Annotated in this window: 23 protein-coding genes and 1 pseudogene; 13 read left to right on the top strand and 11 right to left on the bottom strand. The window is 69.8% G+C overall.

Translation table 11 applies throughout. From position 1 onward, the window contains the following. Positions 1-283: 283 nt before the first annotated feature. Positions 284-1,183: a helix-turn-helix transcriptional regulator gene (locus ACTWQO_RS10580; RefSeq protein WP_443236965.1), complete on the bottom strand. Its 900-nt coding sequence runs from the start codon at positions 1,181-1,183 to the stop codon at positions 284-286. 307 nt (positions 1,184-1,490) lie between these two features. Between ACTWQO_RS10580 and ACTWQO_RS10575 the strand changes: the two genes are divergently transcribed. The 3 genes from ACTWQO_RS10575 to ACTWQO_RS10565 all read left to right on the top strand — a co-directional run bounded on the left by ACTWQO_RS10575 (position 1,491) and on the right by ACTWQO_RS10565 (position 4,672). After that, positions 1,491-1,868, top strand: a complete 378-nt coding sequence (locus ACTWQO_RS10575; protein ID WP_443236964.1) for a DUF2255 family protein — start codon at positions 1,491-1,493, stop codon at positions 1,866-1,868. 118 nt (positions 1,869-1,986) lie between these two features. Continuing rightward, positions 1,987-3,570, top strand: coding sequence for a Na+/H+ antiporter (locus tag ACTWQO_RS10570; RefSeq protein WP_443236963.1), 1,584 nt, complete (start codon positions 1,987-1,989; stop codon positions 3,568-3,570). Positions 3,571-3,646: 76 nt separating this feature from the next. Then, positions 3,647-4,672 carry an SMP-30/gluconolactonase/LRE family protein gene (locus ACTWQO_RS10565; protein WP_443236962.1) on the top strand — a complete coding sequence of 342 codons (1,026 nt, stop codon included), beginning with the start codon at positions 3,647-3,649 and terminating at the stop codon, positions 4,670-4,672. An 86-nt stretch (positions 4,673-4,758) separates the two neighbouring features. Here ACTWQO_RS10565 and ACTWQO_RS10560 read toward each other — a convergent pair. The 3 genes and pseudogenes from ACTWQO_RS10560 to ACTWQO_RS10550 all read right to left on the bottom strand — a co-directional run. Beyond that, a pseudogene (locus tag ACTWQO_RS10560) lies at positions 4,759-4,896 on the bottom strand (SDR family oxidoreductase); the annotation flags it as partial. 36 nt (positions 4,897-4,932) lie between these two features. Then, on the bottom strand, positions 4,933-5,529 hold the full coding sequence (locus ACTWQO_RS10555) for a TetR family transcriptional regulator (RefSeq protein ID WP_443236961.1): 597 nt from the start codon (positions 5,527-5,529) through the stop codon (positions 4,933-4,935). Between the two features lie 87 nt (positions 5,530-5,616). After that, a complete protein-coding gene (locus tag ACTWQO_RS10550; RefSeq protein ID WP_443236960.1) occupies positions 5,617-6,210 on the bottom strand; it encodes a TetR family transcriptional regulator in 594 nt (197 codons plus the stop codon). 127 nt (positions 6,211-6,337) lie between these two features. Between ACTWQO_RS10550 and ACTWQO_RS10545 the strand changes: the two genes are divergently transcribed. The 4 genes from ACTWQO_RS10545 to ACTWQO_RS10530 all read left to right on the top strand — a co-directional run bounded on the left by ACTWQO_RS10545 (position 6,338) and on the right by ACTWQO_RS10530 (position 10,107). Then, positions 6,338-7,108: an SDR family NAD(P)-dependent oxidoreductase gene (locus tag ACTWQO_RS10545; protein WP_443236959.1), complete on the top strand. Its 771-nt coding sequence runs from the start codon at positions 6,338-6,340 to the stop codon at positions 7,106-7,108. Between the two features lie 99 nt (positions 7,109-7,207). Continuing rightward, complete coding sequence (locus ACTWQO_RS10540; RefSeq protein WP_443236958.1) at positions 7,208-7,960, top strand: NADPH-dependent F420 reductase; 753 nt, start codon at positions 7,208-7,210, stop codon at positions 7,958-7,960. 41 nt (positions 7,961-8,001) lie between these two features. After that, entirely contained in the window at positions 8,002-8,895 is an 894-nt protein-coding gene (locus ACTWQO_RS10535; RefSeq protein ID WP_443236957.1) for an LLM class F420-dependent oxidoreductase, read from the top strand. A gap of 147 nt (positions 8,896-9,042) precedes the next feature. After that, positions 9,043-10,107 carry an NAD(P)H-dependent amine dehydrogenase family protein gene (locus tag ACTWQO_RS10530; RefSeq protein ID WP_443236956.1) on the top strand — a complete coding sequence of 355 codons (1,065 nt, stop codon included), beginning with the start codon at positions 9,043-9,045 and terminating at the stop codon, positions 10,105-10,107. A gap of 41 nt (positions 10,108-10,148) precedes the next feature. On the opposite strand, the gene ACTWQO_RS10525 is transcribed toward ACTWQO_RS10530, so the two are convergent. The 5 genes from ACTWQO_RS10525 to ACTWQO_RS10505 form a co-directional block, all read right to left on the bottom strand. Then, positions 10,149-11,537: a metallophosphoesterase gene (locus tag ACTWQO_RS10525; protein ID WP_443237108.1), complete on the bottom strand. Its 1,389-nt coding sequence runs from the start codon at positions 11,535-11,537 to the stop codon at positions 10,149-10,151. A gap of 81 nt (positions 11,538-11,618) precedes the next feature. Beyond that, positions 11,619-12,047: a hypothetical protein gene (locus ACTWQO_RS10520; RefSeq protein WP_443236955.1), complete on the bottom strand. Its 429-nt coding sequence runs from the start codon at positions 12,045-12,047 to the stop codon at positions 11,619-11,621. Positions 12,048-12,091: 44 nt separating this feature from the next. Continuing rightward, complete coding sequence (locus ACTWQO_RS10515; protein ID WP_443236954.1) at positions 12,092-13,069, bottom strand: FAD:protein FMN transferase; 978 nt, start codon at positions 13,067-13,069, stop codon at positions 12,092-12,094. A 96-nt stretch (positions 13,070-13,165) separates the two neighbouring features. Beyond that, positions 13,166-14,209 carry an aldo/keto reductase gene (locus ACTWQO_RS10510; RefSeq protein ID WP_443236953.1) on the bottom strand — a complete coding sequence of 348 codons (1,044 nt, stop codon included), beginning with the start codon at positions 14,207-14,209 and terminating at the stop codon, positions 13,166-13,168. A gap of 62 nt (positions 14,210-14,271) precedes the next feature. Next, entirely contained in the window at positions 14,272-15,786 is a 1,515-nt protein-coding gene (locus tag ACTWQO_RS10505) for an MFS transporter (protein WP_443236952.1), read from the bottom strand. Between the two features lie 232 nt (positions 15,787-16,018). Here ACTWQO_RS10505 and ACTWQO_RS10500 point away from each other — a divergent pair, with 232 nt between their 5' ends. The 3 genes from ACTWQO_RS10500 to ACTWQO_RS10490 all read left to right on the top strand — a co-directional run bounded on the left by ACTWQO_RS10500 (position 16,019) and on the right by ACTWQO_RS10490 (position 18,521). Next, positions 16,019-16,936: a helix-turn-helix transcriptional regulator gene (locus tag ACTWQO_RS10500; protein WP_443236951.1), complete on the top strand. Its 918-nt coding sequence runs from the start codon at positions 16,019-16,021 to the stop codon at positions 16,934-16,936. A gap of 193 nt (positions 16,937-17,129) precedes the next feature. Further along, entirely contained in the window at positions 17,130-18,059 is a 930-nt protein-coding gene (locus ACTWQO_RS10495) for a helix-turn-helix domain-containing protein (protein WP_443236950.1), read from the top strand. A gap of 78 nt (positions 18,060-18,137) precedes the next feature. Next, a complete protein-coding gene (locus ACTWQO_RS10490) occupies positions 18,138-18,521 on the top strand; it encodes a nuclear transport factor 2 family protein (protein ID WP_443236949.1) in 384 nt (127 codons plus the stop codon). Here the strand turns inward: ACTWQO_RS10490 and ACTWQO_RS10485 are convergent. Together ACTWQO_RS10485 and rraA are read right to left on the bottom strand one after the other, a co-directional pair. After that, positions 18,501-18,857 (bottom strand): hypothetical protein, encoded by a 357-nt coding sequence (locus ACTWQO_RS10485; RefSeq protein ID WP_443236948.1) that lies wholly within the window; start codon positions 18,855-18,857, stop codon positions 18,501-18,503. The genes ACTWQO_RS10490 and ACTWQO_RS10485 overlap by 21 nt on opposite strands. 122 nt (positions 18,858-18,979) lie before the next feature. Further along, a complete protein-coding gene (rraA, locus tag ACTWQO_RS10480) occupies positions 18,980-19,462 on the bottom strand; it encodes a ribonuclease E activity regulator RraA (protein WP_443236947.1) in 483 nt (160 codons plus the stop codon). A 208-nt stretch (positions 19,463-19,670) separates the two neighbouring features. Between rraA and ACTWQO_RS10475 the strand changes: the two genes are divergently transcribed. The 3 genes from ACTWQO_RS10475 to ACTWQO_RS10465 all read left to right on the top strand — a co-directional run bounded on the left by ACTWQO_RS10475 (position 19,671) and on the right by ACTWQO_RS10465 (position 24,768). Then, a complete protein-coding gene (locus ACTWQO_RS10475; protein ID WP_443236946.1) occupies positions 19,671-20,552 on the top strand; it encodes a GntR family transcriptional regulator in 882 nt (293 codons plus the stop codon). Between the two features lie 214 nt (positions 20,553-20,766). Next, positions 20,767-23,409, top strand: coding sequence for an aconitate hydratase AcnA (acnA, locus tag ACTWQO_RS10470; RefSeq protein WP_443236945.1), 2,643 nt, complete (start codon positions 20,767-20,769; stop codon positions 23,407-23,409). Between the two features lie 699 nt (positions 23,410-24,108). Next, entirely contained in the window at positions 24,109-24,768 is a 660-nt protein-coding gene (locus ACTWQO_RS10465; protein ID WP_443236944.1) for an ABC transporter substrate-binding protein, read from the top strand. Positions 24,769-24,818: the final 50 nt, after the last annotated feature.

Raw genomic sequence — 24,818 nt, 5'->3', positions numbered from 1 at the left:
GCGCCCGTCCGTCGAACACCCGGCGGGCATGGGTCGTCGCCGGAGGCCCTCCGCGAAGGCCCGTTGTGGGGTGGGCCCTCGGCGTTCCGGCAGTGAGCCGAGATGCGGGACAGGCCGCGGTTACGGCTGTGATCTCGGCGCAGGGTCCAGCCTGTGCCGGGTGACGGAGAGCCGCCAGGGAGTACTTTGCGTACGACTCCCGTGCCTACGTCCGGCAGTAGCAGTCAGTTCGAGCCAACGCCTGAGGCGATGGCTCGCTTGATGTTCTGGGTTCGCCGGGTCGCTATTGCGCGGGCGACGTCGACGGCTTTGAGGCCTTCTCCTGCGCGGCCTTGTCGAGGAGGACCATCGCGTCGTACTCGGGGGTGTCGGGTTCGGCGTAGAAGACGACCAGGTGCTGGCTGTTGGTGCCGTTGAGCGTCATGCCCTGGTAACCGAGGGCGAGTTCACCGACATCGGGATGGTGGTACGTGTGGCGGCCGCTGGTGTTTCCCTTGACGTCGTAGCGGTCCCACATGCGCGCGAACTCTGGGCTCTTACTCAGGAGTTCGTCGACGATGAGCGCGAGGTCGGGGGCGTCCGGCTCGATGCCGGCCAGCCCGCGCAGCCATGCGACGACGCTGCGGACCGCGCCGTCCCAGTCGGCGAACAGGTTGCGGGCGGCGGGGTGGAGGAAGACGTAGCGCGCGAGGTTGCGCTGCTCCCCCTGCCAATCCTCGATACCGGCGAACAGGCGCAGTCCGCCAGGGTTGGCGGCGAGCAGTTCGAACGTGCGGCCGACGACGTACGCGGGATTGGGCCGCAGGCTCTCCAGAATCAACTCGGTGCCCGGAGGTACGGACCGGCTCGGCACCGTCGTCGGCGCGACCACGTTCCCGTCGGCGCTCGCCGCGAGTTCTCGCAAGTGCTTGTGCTCGGCCTCCCCCAGGCGCAGCGCGCGGGCGATGGCGTCGATCACGGACGGGCTGGGACGGGTCTCGGTCCCGCGCTCCAGACGTGCGTAGTAGTCGATGCTGATGCCGGCGAGCGTGGCCAGTTCCTCACGGCGCAGCCCCGGGGTGCGGCGCAATCCGGAGGAGGCCGGCAGGCCGACGTCGCCGGGCGTCACCCGGCGGCGGCGGGCTCGCAGGAAGCGTCCCAGCTCGGTGCCGCCGCTACCGCCACTGTGCTGCTCACGTGCCATGTCTTCCAGTGTGGCAGCCCCGTGACCCGTGTAGCGATGCACACGACGTCGAAGGGTGCCCTGTCACAGCACTGAACACGACTGCCTGGCACAACCCGGCCTGCCATCCGGCGCGTGCGGGCGGCAAGCTGAGGGAACGCGGATGTTCCCAGGTCCGCGGCGTGCGGGCGTGGCCAGTGGCCAACGGGGTGACGATTCCCGAGGACCTGCGCGCCCGCTTGCCGGTCGTGACGACGCTGCTCATCGTGACCTCGGCAGCCGCCCACCTGCGGTGAGGACCACATCCGTACGTACGAAGGAGACCCCGATGGCCACGGCATGGACGAACGACGAACTCGACAGGGTCGGGTCGGCGGAGGAACTGGTGATCGCGTCCGTGCGCCGAGACGGTGTGCTGAGCAAGCCGCGGACCATCTGGGTCGTCCGCCTGGGTGACGGGATCTACGTCCGTTCGGTGAACGGCCCCACCTCCGACTGGTTCCGCACCACGCGTTCGCGTCAGGAGGGTCACATCCGCGCAGGTGGCGTGGACAAGGACGTCTCGTTCCTCGACGCCGACCACGACATCAATGATCAGGTGGACGCCGCCTACCGCAGCAAGTACGGGCACTACGCCGCGGAGATCATCGAGGCCATCACGAGCCCCAAGGCGTCCACCACGACGATGCAGCTCGTGCCGCGCTGAGCCCGGCTTCCGAAACGAGCCGCACCCGACACCCCAGCCCAAGAACCGTCCCGCGCACCGTGCCGGGGACTCCTGCGGCCTCCCGCCGCACTCGCACCACCTGTCCAGGAGATGAAACGTGCTCGGTCTCGAACTCGTCGTGGTCCTGTGCGCGACCGTGCTCGTGTGCCAGGTCACGGGAGACCGGCTTCGTATCGCGCCGCCCGTCCTGCTGCTGGCCGCGGGGGCGCTGCTGGGATTCGTCCCGGCACTGCGCGAAGTGCACCTGCCGCCGGAGGCGATGCTGCTGCTGTTCCTCCCGGCGCTCCTGTACTGGGAGAGCCTGACCACCTCCCTGCGCGGGATCCGGCAGGACCTGCGCGGCATCATGCTGATGAGCACCGCGCTGGTCATCCTCACCGCCTGGGCCGTCGCAGCGGTCGCGCACGCCCTGGGCCTTCCCTGGGGGCCGGCCTGGGTACTCGGTGCGGCCGTCGCACCCACCGACGCGACGACGGTCGGCGTCCTCGCCCGCATGCTGCCCCGCCGCAGCATCACCCTGCTGCGCGCCGAAAGCCTGATCAACGACGGCACGGCCCTGGTCGTCTACGGACTCGCCGTCGGCATCACCGTCGGCGAGGAGCACTTCAGCGTGCCGCACGTCGGATGGCTCTTCCTCCTCGCCTACGTCGGCGGAGCCGCGGCCGGAGCCGTGACCGCCTGGCTCGGTATCCAGCTGCGCCGCCGCCTGGACGACCCCCTGCTGGGGAACCTGGTCACGATCGGCACGCCCTTCACCGCGTTCCTCCTCGCCGAGGAGATCGAGGCCTCCGGCGTCCTGGCCGTCGTGGTGGCCGGGCTGATCATGAGCCAGGTCGGCCCGCGTCTGATCGGGGCAGCGACGCGGCGGCAGGGGCAGGCGTTCTGGTCGCTGTCCACGTTCCTGCTCAACGCCTCCCTGTTCGTCCTCGTCGGCCTGGAGGCACAGTCCGCCGTCCGCGACCTGACCAGCGACGACCTCACCCACGCCCTGATCACCGTCGGGGTCGTGTCCGTGGTGCTCGTCGCCGTGCGCTTCACCTTCCAGTTCGCCGCCGTGTACCTCATCCGCCTACTGGACCGCCGCCCAGAGCAGCGGCTGCGCCGGATGAGCCACCGGGCCCGGGTGGTCGGCGGAGTCACCGGATTCCGGGGCGCGGTGTCACTGGCCGTGGCGCTGTCGGTACCGGAGACCCTCGACTCGGGCGCCCCCTTCCCCGGCCGCGATGTGATCGTCTTCGTCACCTCCGGGGTCATCATGCTGACCCTGGTGGTGCAGGGCCTGCTCCTGCCGCGCGTCGTCCGCTGGGCCCGGCTTCCCCACGATGCCTCGGCCGAGGAGGAGCGTTCCCTCGCCGAGACCACCGCCGCCGAGGAAGCCCTCAAGGCGCTGCCGGAGGTGGCCGCCGGTCTCGGCACCGCCCCTGAGGTCGCCGAATGGACGCGCCACGAGTACGAGACCCACCTGCGCGTCGTACGCGCCGACGACGATACCGACGACGCCGTGGTCCTTCGCCACAAGGAGGACTACACCGCGCTGAGCCTCGCCCTCCTCGCCCGCAAACGCGCCACCGTCGTCAGACTCCGCGACGAGGACCACATCGACGACACCGTGCTGCGCCAGGTGCAGGCCTACCTCGACATCGAGGAAGTACGCCTGTCCGGGGCCGAGTTGAGCGACTGACGCGCCCCCGACCTTTCCTTTTCCACCCCAACGCGCAACCACAGTTGCGCTCTTCAAGAAAAGTGCGATGCACCCCATGGAAACCTCCACAGCAGTCCCCACCGCAACCCTCCTGAACAAGCGGTTCAGATTCGCGGCGGCGATCGCCGCGACGACGGCCGTCCTCGTCTCGACGCCATCCGCGTCCGCATCCACGGCGACGGACACATACCCGAAGCCGGTCGTCACCGACGTGCAGACCCTCGCCACCTTCGACTTCACGGCCGGCGACTCCCCGGAGAACCTCACCGTCAACCCGGACAACTCCCTGACTGTCTCCATGCTGGGCAGCGTGGCGGGCAAGCGTCCGGCACTCGTGCGGATCGCCCCGTCCGGGCGCAGCCAGGTGATCGTCACCGGGCAGCCGGGCGACACGTTCACCGGCAACACGCGCGACCGTGACGGCACCATCTACTACAACGTGGCCTCCTCCGACTCCTCCCGGGCCGGTATATGGAAGCTGCCCCCCGGCGGCACCCCTCGCCGCATCGCCGCCCTGTCCACCGACGGACTCCCCAACGGCCTGGCCCTCGACCGGGCGGGGCACACCCTGTACGCGGCCGACAGCAACAAGGCCACCGTATGGAGCGTCCCGGTCTCCGGTGGAACGGCGACCGCCTGGCTGACCGACCCCGCCCTCGCGGGAGCCCCGTCCGTACCCCTCGGCGCGAACGGGCTCCGCTTGCACAAGGGCGCCGTCTGGGTCTCCAACCTCGCGAAGGGCACCCTGTTGCGGATCCCGGTCACCGCCACCGGCGCCCCCGGCCGGATCCACACCGTGACCAGTAGCCTCACCGGCGTTGACGACTTCAACTTCCTCAACGACCGCTCCGACGTGGTATTCGCCGCACAGAACGGCCTCAACCAGGTCGCGCTCGTCCACCCCGACGGGACCACCGAGACCGTCCTGACGTCCAAGGACGGCCTCGCTTCCCCCACCTCCACCGCTGTGCGCGGAAACCGGCTCTACGTCACCAACGCCGGTCTCGCCGAGCCCCACGACGCGAAGGTGCAGCGCGGAACGATCGACCCCGCCGCGCTGAACTGCGGCCGGACCTCCTGAACTGGCGAAGCCGGCACCCGCAGCATTACCTGCTGCGGGTGCCGGCAGCCAGATGCGAGCGGCGACGCAGGTCGCCCGGCGCCGATTCAGACGAGGCTTGCGCCTCCGTCGACACTCAGGAACGCGCCAGGAACGAAGGCAGCGTCCTCGGAGGCGAGGTATGCGACGGCTTCGGCGATCTCGCGCGGCAGGCCGAAACGGCGAGTGGGAAGATGGGCAACGGCAGCAGCAAGACCTCGGGCGGCTCGGACTTCCGCGCGTCAGCGAGGGCTGAGCGCGGCGAATGCCTGGTCCAGCAGGTCGACGAGGTCGAGACGGCCGTCGGAGGCGGTCCAGTGGTCGAGAGCGATGTTGAGACAGTCCAGCGCGGCGGCGGACTTCACGGAGATGGCCGGTGTCAGGGGCTGCGGGGAACCGGCGCGCTCGACAAGGGCGTTGGCCAGGGCAGGCCACCAGCCGCGCTGCTTCTCCAACTGCCGGGCGCACAGGGCGGGTGTTTCGAGGACGAGCCGGGTCATCGTCAGGGCCCGGGCCGGGTCCTGACGGTAGTGCTCGATGGCGACGTCCAACCCGTGACGCAGCGCCGTCCAGTCGTCTTCGTCGGCCGGGCGGGCGCGTACGGCGTCGGCGACCTGCCTGCCGTGCGCGTCGAAGACGCTGAGAACCGCTTCTTCCTTGCTGCCGAAATACCGCAGGAAGGTACTGCGGGACACGCCTGCTGCGGCGGCCAGGTCATCCAGCGTGACCTTGTCGAATCCCTCGCGCAGGAACAGGTCCAACGCCACCTGGGCCAGTTCGGCCCGTACCGCGGCCCTGGCGATGTCACGGGTCTTCGCGCGCCCGGCTGCCACGTCCACCCGCGCCCCCATCCCGTACTCCGACCTCGGTCCCAGCATTGTCCTTGAGATGCCAGTATGACACCCAGTTTCACGAAGCGGATGTGCCTACCCTGGCGCGAATGCGGCGAAGGCCTCGTCGAGCAGGGCGTCGAGGTCGAGGCGGCCGTCGGAGGCGGTCCAGTGGTCGACGGCGACGTTCAAGCAGTCCACCGCGACGGCGGCGCGCACCGACGGAACCAGGAGGTTGGGCCACGAGGGATCGGCGCGCTCGGCGAGGGCCTGGGCGATGGCGGGGCGCCAGCCGTTCTGCTTCTCCAGCGTGCGGGCGCCCAGCGCGGGCGTCCGCATGATCAGCTGGGACATCGCGAGTGCGCCGTCCGGGTCCCGGCGATGGACTTCGGTGACGGCGTCCATCGCGCGCCGCAGTGCCGTCCAGTCACCCTCGTCGGCAGGCCGGGCGCGTAGAGCATCGGCGACCTGTTCACCCTGGGCGTCGACGGCGCCGAGAACGGCGTCCTCCTTGCTGCCGAAATAGCGCAGGAAGGTACTGCGGGACACTCCCGCAGCCGCGGCCAGGTCATTGACGGTGACGTTGTCGAAGCCCTCACGGCGGAACAGGTCGAAGGCCACCTGGGCCAACTCGAACCGGATTGCGGCCCGCGCGATGTCTCTCGTGTTCGTCCGTACTGCTCCACTCACTTCTCGATCCTACCTCTCCCTTGACCTCGGCTCGCAACGATGAGCTAAAGTTCCTGTATTGAAACTGAGTGTCACACTGTAGCGATTGACGCAAATGTGGCGCTTAAGCTCAGCAAGGGAGAGAGTCATGAGAGGCCTGCAGGGCAAGAGGATCGTCATTGCCGGGGGCGCGACCGGCATCGGCGCGGCCACGGCCGAGCGGCTCGCCCAGGAGGGAGCCTCGGTCGTCGTCGGCGACATCAATGCGGCTGGAGCCGAGGCCACTGCCAAGGGCATCACCGAGGCGGGCGGTACCGCGATCGCCGTCGAGTTCGACCTCGCCGACGAGACCTCGATCCAGGAGCTGGTCCACCGGACTGTCGCCGAGTTCGGCGGGATCGACGGGCTCTTCAACGTCGGCGCGGACCTCTCCGCCGCCACCCTGGGCCGTGACGTCGACCTGCTGGAGATGGACCCGGCCGTGTGGCGCCGCACCCACGACGTGAACCTGCTCGGCTACGCCCTGACCTGCAGGGCGGTCCTCCCGCACCTTCTGGGCCAGGGCGGCGGCGTCATCGTCAACACCTCCTCCGGCGCGGCCTGGGGTGGCGAGCCCACGCGGCCCGCGTACGCCGCCTCCAAGGCCGGGATCAACGCGCTGACCCGCCACATCGCCTCCCGCTGGGGCAAGGAAGGCATCCGCTGCAATGTCGTCGCCCCAGGCCTGGTCATGGGCGAGACCCAGCAGGCGCAGGACGACCAGCAGTTGCAGGCCATGGCGATGGAGTACGCCCGCAGCCCGCGCCTCGGTGAGCCCGCCGACCTGGCCGGCGCCGTCGCCTTCCTCTTCTCCGACGACGCGGCCTGGATCAGCGGCCAGGCCTGGTCGATCGACGGCGGCATGAGCCTGCGCGGCTGACAGCAGCTGCTGCGGCTCCGCCACGCCCGGTCCCTTCAGGGACCCCATGCACCTTTCTCATTCTCATTCACCTATGACCACCGACCGGAGACGTACCCCATGACCAAGACCCTCGGACTCATCGGCGCCGGCAACATCGGCAGTGCGCTGGCTCGCCTGGCCGTCGCCGCAGGCCTGAATGTCGTACTGAGCAACTCCCGCGGCCCGGAGACCCTCGCCGACCTCGTCGCCGACCTCGGCGAGCAAGCGCGCGCGGCCACACCCGCCGAGGCCGCGCAGGCCGCCGACCTGGTGGTGGTGACCATCCCGCTGAGCGGCTACGACAAGCTTCCGGCCGCCGCCCTGGCCGGGAAGACCGTCATCGACACCATGAACTACTACCCCGATCGCATCGGCCACATCGCCGAGTTGGACGCCGGCGGGCTGACCTCCAGCACTCTGGTGCAGCGGCACCTGGCCGACTCCCGGGTGGTCAAGGCGTTCAACAGCATCGACTTCGTGCGCCTGTTCACCGCAGCCCGGCCCGCCGGCGCCGACGACCGCAGTGCCCTGCCCATCGCCGGTGACGACACCGCCGCCAAGGCGCAGGTCGCCGAACTGTTGGACGCGCTGGGCTACGACGCCGTGGACATCGGCACTCTTGCCGACAGCTGGCGCAGCGAGCCGGGCACTCCCGTCTACGTCCAGCCGTACCTGCCGGCGCAGCCCGAGGGGCTGACCGACGAGGAGATGGGGCGCTGGTTCTTCGAGGCCGCAGGCGTCCCTGTGCCGGCCGCCAAGGTGAGGGAGCTGACCGAAACCGCCGTCCGGCGTACCGCGGGCGACACCCGCGCGGCCCTCAGCCAGGACTGACACGCGAGACGCGGGCCAAGGTCTGCGGCGAGGAGGCCGACATGCGACTGGGCATCAACCTCGTGGGATTCGACGACCCCGCAGGTGACTTGAAGAGGCGCGGTGGGCTGGGGCCTGAGCTGGCTGCGGTCGGAGCCGCCGCCGAGGCTGCGGGGGTGAGCCGGCTGTCGGTGATGGACCACTACTTGCAGATGGAGGTACTGGGCGGCGCCGAGAGCGCCATGCTGGAGTGCTACACCACGCTCGGCCACCTCGCCGCGCACACCGCCACCGTGCAACTCGGCGCGCTGGTCACCGGGGTGACGTACCGCCACCCCGGCCTGCTGGCCAAGATCGTCACCACGCTCGACCACCTCTCCGGCGGCCGCGCCACCCTCGGCATCGGGGCGGCCTGGTACGAGCGCGAACACCTCGGCCTCGGCGTGCCCTTCCCCCCGACGGCCGAGCGGTTCGAACGGCTGGAGGAGACCCTGCAGATCTGCCTGCAGATGTGGGACCCGCAGGACAACGGGCCGTTCGAGGGCAGGCACTACCAGCTGGCCGAGACCATGTGCGTGCCACCGCCGGTGAGTGCTCCGCACCCGGAGATCATGATCGGCGGAGGCGGCGAGAAGAAGACCCTGAGGCTGGTGGCCCAGTACGCGGACGCCTGCAACCTCACCGCCTTCACCCACGCCGAGGTCGCGCACAAGCTGGAGGTGCTGCGCCGCCACTGCGACGATCTGGGCCGGGACTACGGGCGGATCCGCAAGACGGCCATGTACTCCGGGGACGCGCTCCGTGACGGCGACCTCGACGGCTTCGCCAAGGCGATGACCGGCTACGCCCAGCTCGGCATCGAGACCGTGATCGCGTCCGTTCCGCTCGCCGGAGCCGCCCGCTGGATCGAGGAGCGCGCCGCACCCGCGGCACGACGGCTGGCCGAACTCGGCTGACGAGAGCCGTGTCCGACCGGTCGAGGCCCACCCATGGTCATGGCGAACAAAGCAGCCCGTGCCTCGGCCTCGGCCCCGGTGGACAGCGCGCCTGGAAGCCTGCCGGCTCGATGCCTGCCCGCCGCACGACTCACAAGAGGGAGAGAAGTGTCTGATCACCAGCCCGGCAGGACACCGCTCGGACGCTACCGAGTCGCTCAATGGGCGACCGGTCACACCGGGGCACACGCCCTGAGATGCGTCATCGAACACCCGCGGTACGACCTGGTCGGCGTGTACGTGTACGCCGACGCAAAGGTCGGCCGCGACGCCGGTGAACTGTGCGGCATGGAGCCGACCGGCGTCCGTGCCACCGGCAGCATCGACGACATTCTCGCCGCCGGTCCCGACTGTGTGTTGTACATGCCGGTACTGAAGGCGGTCAGGATCGACGAGATCTGCCAACTCCTCGAGTCGGGCGCCAACGTCGTCACGAGCGTCACCGACTTCCACTACCCGGAGGGCCTCGATCCCGATGTACGGCAGCGGATCCAGGAGGCGTGCGAGCGCGGCGGTACATCGCTCCACGCCACGGGCTCGAGCCCGGGCTGGATCACCGAGGTCTTCCCGCTCGCGGTGACCGCACTCCAGCGCCGGCTCGATCGCCTGACGATCGAGGAGTTCGCCGACATGACGACGCGCAACTCACCGGAGCTGCTCTCCCAGATGTTCGGCCAAGACCCCGCGGCGATGGACCTCACGCGGGTGGCCGCCGGCCTGGGCGAAGATTTCGGCACCTCGCTGCGCCAACTCGCCGATGGTCTTTCGGTGCCTCTCGACGAGGTCACCGCGACAGGAACGGTGGGCACGGCGGCGAAACCGGTGAAGGTCGGCACCACGACCATCGAGGCCGGCACGGTCGCCGCATGGCGGTTCGAGGTCACCGGCTGGCGAGACCGCAAGCCGTTCATGGTGGTCCGGCCCACCTGGTACCTCACCCAGGATCTCGAACAGGACTGGAAAGGGCAGGTGCGCGACACCGGCTGGCACGTGGTCGTCGAGGGTGACGCGCCCCTCGACATCGACATCCGTGTCATGTCCGAGAACTACGCCGCCGTCTCGCCCGGCTACAGCGCCCACATCGTCGTCAACGCCGTGCCTTTGGTCTGCGAGGCGCCGCCCGGCATCAGGACCACCCTCGACCTGCCGCGGATGGTCGCGGATCTGGCCTGAATATCCTCGTGCCGATCAACCCCGCCACGTCGGCAGCGCAACTACGCCTGCATCGAGGCGAGTTCGACGACGGTGATGTCGGACGGAGCGCCCACGCGCACCGGCGGGCCCCAGGCGCCGGCACCGCGGCTCACGTACAGCTGGGTGTCGCCGTAGCGCTCCAGTCCGGCGACCGTGGGGTTGGCCAGTTCGGCGAGGAGATTGCCCGGCCAGAGTTGACCGCCGTGGGTATGGCCGGAGAGCTGGAGATCGACGCCGTGACGTACGGCGTCGTCGATGACGACGGGTTGGTGGGCGAGGAGGACGGCCGTGCGGGAACGGTCGCGGTCGCCAAGTGCTCTGCCGAAGTCGGGGCCTTGGCCCTCCTCTTCACCGCGGACGTCGTTGACGCCCGCCAGGTCGAAGCCGGGCAGCTCGGTGCGGGCGTTCTCCAGCGGGCGGAGTCCCAGATCCCGTACCTTCTCCACCCATGGTTCGGCGCCCGAGATGTACTCGTGGTTGCCGGTGACGAAGTAGGCGCCGTGCCGTGCCCGGAGCCCGGCGAGTGGTTCGACGGCCGGAGTGAGGTTCTCGACGCTGCCGTCCACCAGGTCGCCGACGATCGCGATCAGGTCGGGCTGGGTCGCGTTGATGATGTCGACGACCCGCTGGGCGAAGCCACGGCCCAGGATGGGACCGACGTGGATGTCGCTGACGACGGCGATCCGGAACCCGTGCGCACTGCGCGGCAGTTTGGCCAGCGGAACCGTGAGGCGCCTCACCTTGGGCCCGCGGAGGACATCGTACGTGCCGTAGCCGACGGTGCCGACGGCGACGGCCGCGGCGGCCCCGCCCACGACGCGGGAGACGAAGAGGCGGCGCGATGGGCCGGTGGGGGCGGTGCCGGCCGACAACGTCGGCTCCGATACGTGCGGAGGGTCCAGCACGGTGACGGGCGCGGTGCCTCGTGAGGCAGAGGCATCGGAATCGCCGCGATGCGCCGTCGCGGTCAGCGGCTCGTCGGCCGAAACCAGTTCCTCCGCATCGAAGTCGGTCGCTTGGACTTCCGCCACTTCCGCGGACTGCGCCGTCGGGAGAATCCGCTGCCGCGCGTGTGCCCCAGCGCCCCGATGCGCGAGCCACCGCCGCAGCACAGGCCGCACGGCCTCACCAACCAGCAACGCGAGCAGCAGGTACAGGAACAGCGCCAACCACAGATACCCGGGCCAGGCCACGATCCGCTGCAGAAGGAAAGGGACACCGTCGCCCTCCGCTGTCATGGCCGCCATCGACAGCAGGGGCCCGGCCACGAAGACGATGCTTCCGGCTCGTCGGAGGAACGACCCCTTGGGTGTGGTGTCCCGTATGAGGCGACGCCACACGTACCAGTGGAGTGCGCCGAACAACGCCAGGACGAAGACGGATACGACGATGACCACGACTCTGCGCAGCCCTTCCCTTGTGGTGTCCGGGGAGCGGATGCGTCCCCGGCCGTTTGTAACCGGATCTGTCACATGACCAACGGCCGCCGGTCAGCTGGATGCTTCGGCCTTGATCTGCGCCAGAGCGTCGTTGAAACCCTTTGGGGTACCGCTGTTTCCGGCCACGCGGTCCAGGCGCACGCTGTCGATGTCCTTGCCGACGACGAGTCGTGGGACCGCGGCGGCGAAGCGCTTCTGCAGAGCGAGCGAGGTCTCGTCCGTTGCCCGGGGTGTGACCTTGACGGCGGTGATCCTGTCGTCTGCGAGGGTTACGGTCACTCCGATACTCGAAGGCAGGTTCCCGTACCGACCCTCGGCCTCGAACTCGCCGTCCTCGTAGGTCGAGGAAGTCGGTTCAGTCGCGGTGTTCGAAGCGGCCGGTGAGCTCGCGTTGTCCGCGTCCGTCGAGGCGCACCCGGTGAGCGCCGCGGTGAGGGAGATCCCGATCGCGGCTGTGATCTTCTTGCTCGGTGCTGTCATGTTCCTCCTTGCCATGGGGCTCTGTACGAGGTCCGGTCCGTCGCTCAGGTGAACAGCCCGCCGTCGAAGTTCCGCGAGATCTCCGCGTGGCCGCTGGCGTACATGCGCACGTGGGCGAAGTCGAAGGTCTGCGCGAGCCGGTGCGCCTCGGTGAAGAACAGCGCCGTCGCCAGTCCGTCGGCAAGAGCGGCACTCTCGGCCACGACCCAGGTGGCGGCCACCTTCCTGGCCGGACGACCGGTGCGGGCGTCGAGCAGGTGGTGCAGCCCGTCACCCCAGGCGCGTGTGCGGACCCCGGACGCGCACAGCGCCCGTCCCCGCAGGTGCGCCACGCCGACCACGAGCTGCGGGTCGAACGGATGCTCCAGGCCGACCCGGATGGCGCGTTCCCCCGCATGGCGCAGATCGCCGCTGGCGTCAATGACGAACCGTGTGATTCCGGCATCCCGAAGGATCGCCGAGACGATGTCCACCAGGTAACCCTTTCCCACCGCTCCCACGTCGATCACAACCGGGTGGTGGGTGACGAGCGTCCTGCCGTCCCGCACGATGTCCGCCGCCCAGGTTGCCCGGCCGCGGGCGCGTTCCTGGGCCCGAACCGTCTGCGGAGCGGGCGTGAGGGAGTACGAGGCGTCGTATCCGAGGAGTTCGAGCTCACGGCCGACGAGTGGGTCGACGGCACCGCCGGTCGCGGTGGCGAGGCGGTCGTAGAGGTCGAACAGGGCCAGCGAGTCCTCCGGGAACTCGAACCGGCCCCCGGCCGGGGCGGCCGCGATACGGGACACGAGCGAGTCCGGGCGGAAGCGCGAGTAGGTGGCGTCGAATCGCCGGATGCGTTCCAGGACCCGGCGGCGCAGACTGCCGCTCAGCGGCTCGTCGGTGTCGATCTGCCAGCCGGTGCCGATGGCGTCGAAGGCGAAACGGCTGCCTCCGGCGTCCGGTCTGCCGGCTTCGACTTCCGGTCCGACGGCGGTTGTCGGCCTGGAGCCCTCGCCCGGGTGTCGCGTGATGTGGTGGTGCACGGTTGCCGCTCCGTACGGTTCGGTGGGCGACTGCTGCCAGTGAGCAGGGCCTCGGCGGGCTGCTGGGGGCCGCTTCGGCCTGCCCCCGGGTGAGTGTCAACCCAGCTGGGCGCCGCCGTTGACGGTTCGGCTGCTCTGGGCGAGGCCGAACGGGCCGTAGGGGTAGGGCGTCGGGCTCGGGTCACTGGCCTTGTCGAGGAGGGCCGTGGCGTCCGCGTCGAGGTGCAGGTCGGCTGCGCCGAGGTTGTCGGTCAGCTGCTTCATGTCACGGGCGCCGATGATGACCGAGGTGACACCTGTACGGTCGGCGACCCAGCTGAGCGCCACCTGGGCGGGCGAGGCACCGGTCTCCTTGGCCACCTGGACGACCGCGTCGACCGCGTCCCAGGTCCGGTCGGCGTTGGCGTAGTTGGCCGAGGTGTACTGGTACAGCGGATTGCCTCCCCCGGCCCGGGTGTCGGGCCCTGGCTGGACGCCGCGCGCGTACTTGCCCGTCAGGAATCCGCTCGCCAAGGGTGACCAGGGCAGCACGCCCAGTCCGTTGTGGGCCGCCGCCGGCAGAACCTCCCACTCCACCTCGCGGACGGCCAGGTTGTACTGCTCCTGCAGAGTCACCGGGACCGGCCAGCCGCTCGCGCGGGCGGTGGAGACCGCGAGCTGGAGCTGCCAGCCGGTGAAGTTCGACAGGCCCGCGTAGCGGATCTTGCCTGCCCGCACGGCGGAGTCGAAGAACGCCAGAGTTTCCTCGATCGGGGTCAGCGGGTCCCAGGCATGCACCTGGTACAGGTCGACGCTGTCCACGCCCAGTCGGCGAAGCGAACCGTCCAGCGCCCGGGAGAGATGGCGCCGGGACAGGCCGATGTCATTGACGTCGTCGGTGAACGGGAACCGGCCCTTGGTGGCGAGCACCACCCGGTCGGTGACGTCGCTCGGACGGCTCGCCAGCCACCGGCCGATGATCTCCTCGGTTACGCCGCGGTTGTAGAGGTCGGCGGTGTCCATGAGGTTTCCGCCCGCTTCCATGAAGGCGTCCATCTGGACGAACGCCTCCTCCTGCGAGGTCTCGTCGCCGAAGGTCATCGTGCCGAGTGCAAGGTTCGACACGACCGTGCCGGTGTTGCCGAGTCGGCGGTATTCCATCGTGCTTTCTCCCTTGGGGGTTGGAGTGCAGTGGCTGCAAGGGGCAGGCCTGTGGCCGACCGTCAGTGGGCGACGACCGGGATCTCGACCTGCTCAGCGGCCCTGCCTGCGGAGCCTGCCCCGCTGCGGCCGCCGCCGTTGACGAGGACGAAGGCGATCAGCGCGGCCAGCGCCATGATGGCGGTGCCCCAGCCGAAGGCCACGGCGTAGCCGTGGACGGCGGCCTGCTGGGCGGCCGCCTCGGGGACGGAACCGGAAAACGCGCGTGCGGCGATCCAGCTGCTGGTGGCGCTGGCGGCGACCGTGTTCAGCAGCGCGGTACCGATGGAGCCGCCGACCTGCTGCGAGACGTTGACCATCGCGGAGGCGACACCCGCGTCCTGCGGCCGGACGCGGGAGGTGGCCAGACTCATGCCGGGCATCGAGGCCGTACCCATGCCCAGGCCGAGCAGGATCTCGGAGGGCAGGACGTGGGTGGCGAAGGAACTGTCCACCTCGAGCTGTGTCAGGAGCGCCATGCCGACGGCTGCCAGCAGGAAGCCGGGCCCCATCAGGAAGCGGGCCGGGACACGGTTGACCAGACGAGTGCCGATCTGGGTGGACCCGATGACCAGGCAGACGACCAGCGGCAGGAAGGCGATACCGCACATGACCGGCGAGTAGCCCTTGTTCAGCTGCAGGAAGTACGTCAGGAACAGGAACTGGCCGAACATGCCGATCATGGCCAGACCGATGGAGAGGTAGGCGCCACCACGGTTGCGATCCGTGATCACGCGAAGCGGCAGGAGGGGTGCCTTGGCCTGGGTCTCGACCAGGGCGAACGCGGCGAGCAGCACGACCGCGGCGACGAACATGCCGATGGTCAGGCCGGAGCCCCAGCCGTCCTGCTCCGCCCGGGCAAAGCCGTAGACCAGGGCGACGAGTCCGACGGTGGCCAGCAGGGTGCCCACGACGTCGAGCCGGTCGCGGTTGCGCTGGTCCCCGCGATTGCTGATGTAGACGGTGGCACCGGCCGCGGCCACGACGGCGAAGACGATGTTGACGTACATGCACCAGCGCCAGTTGATGTACTCGGTGAGCACCCCGCCCAGGAGCAGGCCGACCGCACCGCCTGCCGCGGCGATGGCGCCGAAGATGCCGAACGCCTTGGCGCGCTCCTTGGCCTCGGTGAACGCCACGGTGAGCAGGGACAGCGCGGCGGGGGCGAGCAGGGCACCGAAGACGCCCTGGAGGGCGCGGGAGGCGAGGAGCATGCCGAGGTTGACGGCGGCGCCGCCGAGAGCGGAGGCCAGGGCGAAGCCGACCAGGCCCACCACGAAGGCGCGCTTGCGGCCCCACAGGTCACCGATCCGTCCGCCCAACAGCAGCAGACCGCCGAAGGCGAGGCTGTAGGCGGTGATCACCCACTGCCGGTTGCCGTCGGAGATGTTCAGGTCCGCCTGGGCGTGAGGCAGCGCGATGTTCACGACAGTTGCGTCCAGCACGACCATCAGCTGGGCTATCGCGATGACCGTCAGCGCCTTCCAGCGCCGGGGATCGACTGTCGGCGCACCGGCGGAAGTGTGACTTGCAGGCATGATGAATGGCTCGGTTTCTGTGACGGATGGGGCGAAGGGAAGCGCCGGACACCTCAGAGCGGGGACCACACTGTCGGCCGCGCGGGCAAGGCCCTCTTCCACACGCGTCCAGCCTGCGGGCCGGCGGCGACATGTGGCAGGGCGGGTCGTGCCCTGGAGCCGTGTTCGGTGCTGTGGCAGGGCACCCCACGCGCCTTCCGCCCAGGTCGTGGCATCCCCACACTTTGAACACATGGATCGTGAGCAGCACAGCGGCGGCACCCGAGGTACGGAGCTGGGGCGCTTCCTGCGCGCCTGCCGTGCCCGGCTGACGCCCGAAGAGGTCGGCCTGCCGGCCGGCGGCGGGCGTCGCCGCACTCCCGGACTGCGCCGGGAGGAGCTGGCCACGCTCGCCGGCATCAGCATCGACTACTACGCACGCCTTGAGCGCGGCACGGAGACCCGGCCCAGCCCGTCCGTGATCGACTCCCTCGCACGCGCGCTCAAGCTGGAAGAGGGCGAACGCGATCACCTGCGCGCTCTCGCCGCCCTCGCCGCCCGATCGGCACCCGAGCCGCCATCGGCGCCCAACCGCACCGTGCGGCCCGGCGTCAAGTTGCTGCTGGAGAGCCTGCGCCCCTACCCCGCGCACGTGTTCAGCCGCACCGGCGACGTGCTGGCGTACAACCCGGGCGGACTGCGGTTGCTCCCCGGCATGGACGACTGGCCGGCCAAACAGCGCAACATCGCCCGCTACGTCTTCCTGCACCCCGACGCCCGAGGCCTGTTCGACGACTGGCACAACCAGGTCCGCACCTGCGTCAACGGACTGCGCGCCCTGGCCGGCATGGAGCCGGACGCACCCGACCTCACGCAACTGGTCGGCGAACTCCTGCTCAAGAGCCCCGAGTTCGCACGCATGTGGGAGCGCTACGACGTCAAGGGCCACACCTACGGGCGCAAGACCTTCCATCATCCCGAGGTGGGCGACCTGACCCTGGGCTACCAAACCATGCAACTGCAGGGCACTCCGGACCAGTGCATGGTCGTGTACTACGCCGAGGCCGGCACACCCGAACACGACGCTCTGACCCTGCTCGACCTGGCCGCCACCGAGTCCGAGCACACCCCGAGACTCTCGCCCGACAGCCAAACCATCGAGAACGCGTGACGGAGGGAGCCGCCCAAATGCACCCCTGAGGCCGGCCTCTGTTCTTCGACAGGGACGAAGCCGTCGTCGACGCTGCCACAGCCGTCGGCATCGTCCTCATCGATGACGCGATCCGCTCCCTGGAAAAGCCGTACGTCACGCGCATGCCCACGAACTTCTGACAGCCCGGAACCCGGCCCCCACACGGACCCTCATGCCTTCTCACGTCACGCCCAGCAGCACGCAACCGCCGTCGCGTCCACCGGTAGGGAACAGTTCGGAGCATGGACTGGACCGGCGCGCCGAACTGCGGGAATTCCTCCGATCCCGGCGAGCCCGGCTCAGGCCCGAGGACGTGGGGTTGCCGTCATCCGGGCGACGCCGGGTGCCGGGCCTGCGCCGCGAGGAGCTGGCGCAGCTGGCAGGGGTGTCCTTCGCGTACTACACCCGCCTGGAACAGGGCCACGGGGCCACCATGTCAGCCGAGGTGCTGGACGCCGTCGCTCGTGCCCTGCGCCTGAGTGGAGACGAGCACGCCCATCTGTTCCGCCTGGCCCGGCCGGAACTTCATGGAAGTCACCACGCCATGCCCCAGTGGCAGAGGCTGCGGCCAGGCATCCAGCTGCTGCTGGACGCGTTCGACGGGGCCCCCGCGTACGTCTGCGGGCGGCGCCTGGACATCCTGGGCTGGAACAGGCTCGCCGCCACCGTGTTCGGTGACTGGTCCCGGCTCCCGCCCCGGGAGCGCAACCTGGCCCGGCTGGTCTTCCTCTCCCCTGCGGCACGCGACCGTTTCGCCGACCTGGAAGCCAAGATGCTGGACATCGTCAGCGTCCTGCGTGTGGATGCGGGCACGCACCCGGAAGACCCGGAACTCGCCGCGCTGATCGGCGAGTTGGCGGAGAAGAGCAACGACTTCCGACGACTGTGGGCCCGGCACGACGTTCGCCGCAGGGGCCACGGCGTCCAGCGGCTACGGCACCCTGTCGTGGGCGAACTCACCCTCTCCTTCGAAGCCATGGGGTTGCACGGCGAGGCAGATCAGACCCTCGTCGTCTATCACGCCGAACCCGGCTCGACGTCCCGGAAAGCCTTGTGGCTGCTGACGGGTCTGTCGGCCCTACCCACCGAGTCGGCCTCCTGACAACGGGAGACACGAAGCAACAAGATCCGGCCGACGTGCCGTGGATCCCGACCGACCAGCCGAACAACAGGAGTCACCGTGCAACCGTCCCCCGCGCAGAGCGCCCACGACGAAGTCACCACGGCCTTCCGCGCCTACCTGCAAGCAATGCTCGACGGCGACACCGACGCCCTGGACAACCTGCTCGCCGACGGCTGCACCCTCACCCACATCACCGGCTACGTGCAGCCCAAGAACGAGTGGCTGTCGCAGATGCGTGCCGGCCAGTTCCTCTACCACCGGATCGAGGAGAAGATCGTGACTGTCGAGGTCGAGGGCACCACAGCCCGCGTCTCCGGCCGCTTCGTCACCGATGCAACTGTGTACGGCACCCGCGCGAACTGGCGGCTGCACATGACCATGGACTACGCCCACGAAAACGACACGTGGTCCGTGGTCCGCTCAGCCGCCACGACCTGGTGAGCCACGGAGGTCGAGGTACGTCTTGCCGGCGGCCACGATGCCGCTACGGTCCCCGGACGAGCGGGTGACGAAACGGTCGAGCTGGTTGGGCCGGGCGTACTCGAACGCCCTCGACAGGCGCTCGGAGAACATGCTCCGCTCCAGCCGCAGCAGGTTCCCGCCGACCAGCTTGGCGTCGGGGTGAAAGGTTCTCTCGGGCAGGTGACTGTACGTGGGCAGGACGCGCTCGGGGTGAACGGTCAGTCCTGGTTCCCCCGCCCGTAGTCCGCTCTGGAAGCGCGAGGTCGAATCGAGGCCGGCGAGCAGCTCGGCGACCGGACGGCGTCTTCTTCGCACCAGACCCCGAGGTCACTCGCACCCTTTTCCAGCCCTCGGCCACACCAAGTGATCCACGACCTGCCGAGAAAGCGACACGCGGTCCAGCACGGGACCTGATCCATGACGAACGTCACGGCAGCTCAGTCAGCCGGCAGCAGAACCACCCCGTCACCGTCGGCGTGCAGGATGTCACCGAGGGAGAAGGTCACGCCGCCGAACGACACGGGTACATCCACGGTCCCCTCACCCGCCTTCGCGCTCTTGCGCGGATTGGTACCGAGCGCCTGAATCCCGAGTTCCATCCCGGCCAGGGCGGCAGTGTCACGGACAGCCCCGTACACCACAACACCCGCCCAGCCGTTGCCCAGAGCGCGGGTGGCCATGAGGTCACCGAACAGGGTGGTGTGCAGCGAGGCCCGGCCGTCGACGACCACCACGCAGCCCTCACCGGGGGTGCGCAGCAGCTGGTGCAGCAGGGCGTTGTCGTCGCGGCAGGACACGGTCCGTACGGGACCTGCGAAGGAGCGTACGGCTCCGTACGAGGTGAACTGCACGTCGCAGACGCGGAGTCGGTCGCCGTACCGGTCGGCGAGATCGGCGGTGGGGACAGGCGTCGTATGCATCAGTACCTCTCACTGGCAATGCGTCACTACAGGGCGGGCCGGACCGACCCGCACCGCACCTGGCTGGGTCGGGCCGACATCGCGAGAGTCTGTATTAGATCGCAGCGAGATACAATCCCGGTCGGCGGGTCCGTCGCAGGCCCAGTCCGGCCCGCCACCACCTCATAAGATGAGGCGTCCACCACTCCCGCCCGAAGAGCGCAGGTTGATGTCGCGGCCCAATCTGACCACCTCCATCGCCACCCGACTCGTAGACCTGCTGCGCCACAGCGGCCTCGCGGAGGGGGCGCACGTCACCGAGCAGTGGGCAGCCGACGAACTGGACGTCTCCCGCACTCCGGCCCGCAAGGCCATGCTCTTCCTCGTCGAGGTCGGCATCCTCCAGCGCGAGCCCAACCGGGGCTTCTTCCTCGCCCGCGGTGCGGCCACGCTGACACGCACCGACCTGGGCGAAGGGGCGGACATCGAGGAGGATTCCTATTTCCGCATCGCCGACGACTACATCGGCGGCCGCTTCACGGGCCCGTTCACCACGGCGGACGTCAGCCGCACCTACGGACTGGCCCCCCGGCAGGCCGACCGAGTGCTGTCCCGCATGGAGTCCGAGGACCTGGTGCGGCGCAGGCCCGGCGGGCGCGGCTGGGAGTTCCAGCAGGTGCTCTCGACCGTGGAGGCGCACGACCAGAGCTACCGCTTCCGCATGATCATCGAGCCGAACGCCCTGTTGGAACCCGGTTTCACCATCGATCCCGAAGTGGCGGCCCAGCACCGCAAACAGCAGGAGGCGCTCCTGCACGGCGACATTCTGCTGCTTCCGCGCGCCGAGTTGTTCCACGTCAACGCCTCGTTCCACGAGATGCTCGTGGGCTTCTCGGGCAACCAGTTCCTCCTCGATGCCGCGCGCCGCCAGCACCGACTGCGCCGCCTCATCGAGTACCGGCACCAGGTCGACCGCTCCCGTCTGGCCGGCCAGGCGCGGGAGCATCTGCAGATGCTGGACATGATCGAGAGCGGCCGGCGCGAGGAGGCGGCGGCGTTCCTGCGCCGCCACCTGGACAAGGTCAGGGAGATCAAGACCGGACTCCACTGACGGCTCGACCCTCAACACGCCCTCCCCTCAAGACCGTTCACCGGCGAGGGCGAAAGAGACTCCCACGAGGCCCGATCCCCCGCTCGAAAATTCCCCCCTTCCGACGGTTGTATCAATACGCAGCTTGAGACAATATTGGGCGCCCGGCGACCAGAGGCCCCGTCCGGGTCACCCCGCCGCGGGCTCCGCCCCGCCCGGAACGACAGCAGGGATCATGAGCACAGACCGCACCGCCGTCCTCACCGTCGACGGCCACTCGTACCGCTACCAGCCCCTGGCCCGCCTCCTGCCGGGGGCGCGGCTCGACGAACTGCCGTACGCGGTACGGGTTCTCCTGGAGAACGTCGCCCGTCGCTCTCCCGCCGTGCTCGACGACGTCCTCGCCCGCGCCCTGAGCGGGAGCGGGGACTGCGAGGTGCCGGTGCACCCGAACCGGATCATGCTGCACGACACCACGTGCCTGCCGGCGCTCGCCGACTTCGCCGCACTGCGCGACAGCGTCGCCGAGCTGGGCGGGGACCCTGAGCGGCTGCAGCCTGCCGTCCCGGTGGACCTGACCGTCGACCACTCGGTGATCGTCGAGGAGTACGGCCGCCCAGGCGCGGTCGAGCGCAACCTGTTGATCGACTTCCGCCGCAACAGCGAGCGTTACGCGTTCGTGAAGTGGGCTGAGCGCAGCCTGCGGAACTTCCGTGTCGTGCCGCCCGGCACCGGGATCATCCATCAGGTCAACATGGAGACCCTCGCCCGCGTCGTCTGGCAGGACGAGCCGCGAGACGGCGGCTTGCCGTGGCTGCACCCGGACCTGCTCGTCGCCACTGACAGCCACACCCCGATGATCAATGCCCTCGGCGTCGTCGGCTGGGGTGTGGGGGGTCTGGAGGGGCAGGCCGCGATGCTGGGCGAGCCGGTCACCATCCCGTACCCGCGGGTCATGGGCGTGCGCCTGACCGGGCGGCTCCGTCCCGGCGTCGGCGCCACCGACCTCGCCCTGACGCTGACCGAACTGCTGCGTGCCAGGGGCGTGGTGGACCGGTTCGTGGAGTTCTGCGGTCCCGGCCTCGACGCGCTCGGCTGGGCGGAGCGGGCGGCGGTCTCCAACATGGCGCCCGAGTACGGCGCCACCTGCGTCTACTTCCCGTACGACGACGAGACCGCCGCCTATCTGCGGCTGACCGGGCGGGACGAGGAGCACGTACGGCTCGTCGAGGCGTATCTCACCGCGCAGGGGCTCAAGCGCACCGACGACAGCCCCGAGCCACGCTACGACGACGTCATCGACCTTGACCTGGCCACGGTGGAGCCCAGCCTCGCCGGCCCCGACCTGCCGCACCAGCGCCTTCCGCTGTCCCGTGTTCCGGCATCCTTCCGCCCCACGGCAAAATCAACATCCCAACCAGCAGCCGCATTCGGCGAACCCCTGCCCGAGGGGCCGGTGGCCATCGCCGCCATCACCAGTTGCACCAACACCGCCAACCCGGCGCTGATCGTGCAGGCCGCACTGCTCGCTGAGCGGGCCCTGGCGGCCGGGCTGAACGCGAAGCCATGGGTGAAAACCTCCCTGTCCCCCGGGTCCCGGGTAGTCGAGGACTACCTGCGCGAGGGTGGGCTGCTGACCGCCCTGGAGCGGACCGGATTCCACATCGTCGGCTTCGGCTGCATGACCTGCATCGGCAACTCCGGCCCACTGCAGGAGGAGTTGGAGCGCATCGCGCAGGACGGCGGCATCGACCCGGTGGCCGTCCTTTCCGGCAACCGCAACTTCGCCGGGCGCGTCAACCCGCGGATCAGCCAGTCCTACCTCGCGTCCCCGCCCTGGGTCGTCGCCTACGCCCTGGCCGGGTCGATCCTGCACGATTTCGAACGTGACCCGCTCGGCACCGATGCCGACGGCGCCCCCGTCTTCCTCAAGGACCTGTGGCCCACCGACGAAGAGGTCGCCGCACGCGTCGCCGCGTCCGTACGCCCCGAGATGTTCCGTGAGAACGCCGCCCGCCTGCGCGAGGGCACCCCGGCGTGGCGGGACATCGAGGCCCCCGGCGGCGTCCGCTTCCCGTGGGACCCGGACTCGACGTACATCCGCCGCCCCCCGCACCTCACGGATCTGCCCCCGCTCGCCCCGGACCGGCTGCACATCGAGCGCGCCAAGGTGCTCCTGCTGCTCGGTGACGATGTCACCACCGACCACATCTCCCCGGCCGGTGCGATCCCGCTCCACAGCGCCGCCGGGCGCTGGCTCACCGAGCGCGGCGTCGCCCGGCGCGATCTCAACCAATACTCCACGCGCCGCAGCAACCACGAGGTCATGCTGCGCGGCGCCTTCACCAACGCCGCCGTCACGAACCGTCTGCCGGGCGGGTCCCACGGCGAACTCCGGGGCGGCCATGCCCATACCGCCGACCGCACCGCCGTCCTTCCCGTGCACGAGGCCGCGCCCACCTATCGCGCGGCGGGTTACGACCTGGTGGTCGTCGCGGGCCGCAACTACGGGGCGGGCTCCAGCCGCGACTGGGCCGCCAAGGCGCAGGCGCTGCTCGGTGTCCGGGCGGTCGTCGCCGAGTCGTACGAGCGCATCCACCGCAGCAATCTGATCGGAATGGGCGTGCTGCCGCTGGAGTTCACCGAGGGCGCCGACGCGTCGGCGTACGGCTTCACCGGAGAGGAGGAGCTGACCTTCAGCGGCCTGCACGACCTGCACGTCGGCGACAACAAGGTCGGGCTGCACCTGACCCGCCCCGACGGCTCCCACACTCGGGCCGCCCTGCGCCTGCGTCTCAACTCCCGTCAGGAACTCGCCTATCTCCGCCACGGCGGGCTCCTGCCGTATGTGGTGCGCCATGCGGTCGCGGCGTCCTGATGCCGGCCCCGGAGGGCCGGGCGCCTCCGCGGCCCTGATCCCCCGAGCCCCACCCCACCCCACGCGCACACGCACGCACCACCCTCACCCCCACGCCCCCCGGCGTCCGCACGTCCTCTTGCCCCCGCCGGTCTCTCGCATCAGCTGACAGCGCCGTCGCGCCCCATCCGAGAAGAGCCCCTATGCCTCCCACCCGACCCGGGACCGCCTCCCCACCCGACCCCGCATCCCGGCCGGCCCGCCGCACTGTGCTGCGCGGCGCCGCCGCCCTCGGGGCACTCGCTGCCGCCGGCAGCACGCTCACGGCGTGCAGCGACGCGGACGCCGACGCGGACGCGAAACCGGTCCCCGACTACTACCCGGCCGACTACGACAAGATCATCAACGGTTCGCGCAGCGAGCGGAAGCTCCTGATCTACTCGCAGACCTCGCAGACCAACTGGCAGCCGGTCTTCGACGCCTTCACCGCCCACTACCCGTGGCTCGCCGACATCCGCGCCACCAATCTCGGCAGCTCCGCGGTCTACGAGCGCTACTACAGCGAGAAGGCCACCGGTGGCTCCCCCGCGGACCTGCTGGTCTCCAACGGCGGCCCGCTGTGGGCGGATTACGCCACCCGCGACCTCGCCGCCGCATACCGCTCGCCGGAAAAGGACCACCTGCCCGACTGGGCCGAGATCCTGCCTGCCCGGCGTCTGGGTGTTCACCACCGACGCCTCCGTCATCCTGTACAACCGCAAGACCCTGAAGGAGTCCCAGTACCCCGACGGGCTCGCCGGCCTGGCCGAGGTCGTCGAGGCCAAGCCGTCCCGGTTCCGCGGGAAGATCGGTGTGTACGACGCGACCAACGCCTTCGGCTACTCCGCCAACGAGGGCTACACCAGCGCCGTCGAGACCGGCTGGGACACCTTCGGCCGGCTGCTGCCCTTCGCCAAGGCCGACCACTCCACCGGCACCCTGGTGGAGAAGGTCGTCTCCGGCGAGTACGACGCCTCCTTCAACATGAGCGGCGGCGTCGCCATCCCGGCCGCCGAGGGCAGCAGCGGCCTGCTCGGCTGGTCGTACTACGCGGAGGGCACCCTGGTCATGCCCCGCTCCGCCTCCATCCTGAAGACCGCCCCGCACCCCAACGCCGCGCGCCTCTTCGTCGACTTCCTCCTCTCAGCCGAAGGCCAGGCCGCCGTGGCCAAGGGCGGAATGTCGCCGTACCGGGAGGGCGTGAAGCAGGACGACCACGACAGTCTCCAGGACATGCAGCGCAAGCTCGGCGCCGACCGCGTCCACGTCTACCGGTACACCGAGGTGACGGAGGAGACGCAGGAGAAGTACGTCGAGCGATGGGACAAGGCAGCGGGCTGACCACACCCGCCCCATTCCGTCGTCCACCGCCCGCGTCACCCGCCTCCCTC

It is taken from the genome of Streptomyces sp. 4N124 (assembly GCF_052245395.1).
GTDB lineage: Bacteria > Actinomycetota > Actinomycetes > Streptomycetales > Streptomycetaceae > Streptomyces.
This window is presented reverse-complemented; position numbering and strand designations above follow the sequence as displayed.